Genomic DNA, 378 nt, shown 5'->3' with positions numbered 1-378 from the left:
GGTATATCTGGGTTAAAAAGGAGTGTTCGCATGACCTGAAAATGGATACATAAGGGTGGAACGCTTGCCACCTGCTATGCTATACTGTTAGTGTAAGTAGCGTTTTCAACCACCTAGTAGGAGGCGCAAGCGATATGGCTGAACACATCACAGCTTTACCGGAGCAATTGATTGAACGCGCCCCAATAATGACAACAGTTGAATATGAGAAAACTTTTGCGTGCCGAGTATCCGTCAAGCTACCCGGCCAAGTTTTTGATGCGATAAAAAAAGCCTAGATCTGCTGTGTGCAGTCAGGCTTTTTGTTATCTTTCCGCGAATTATGGATTTGGATTCCCGGCCTGGTTCGCGTCATTAGGTCCTGTATTGTCTTGGGGC

At 46.0% G+C, this 378-nt stretch carries 1 protein-coding gene; it reads left to right on the top strand.

The window, feature by feature from the left end:
- Nucleotides 1–134: 134 nt before the first annotated feature.
- Nucleotides 135–278: a hypothetical protein gene (locus tag AC1DUA_RS40965; protein ID WP_477505061.1), complete on the top strand. Its 144-nt coding sequence runs from the start codon at nucleotides 135–137 to the stop codon at nucleotides 276–278.
- Nucleotides 279–378 lie beyond the last annotated feature (100 nt).

The sequence above is a fragment of the Paenibacillus sp. 01T422 genome (assembly GCF_056398785.1).
Note: the sequence above shows the minus strand (reverse complement) of the source record. Positions and strands in the feature narration are given on the sequence as shown.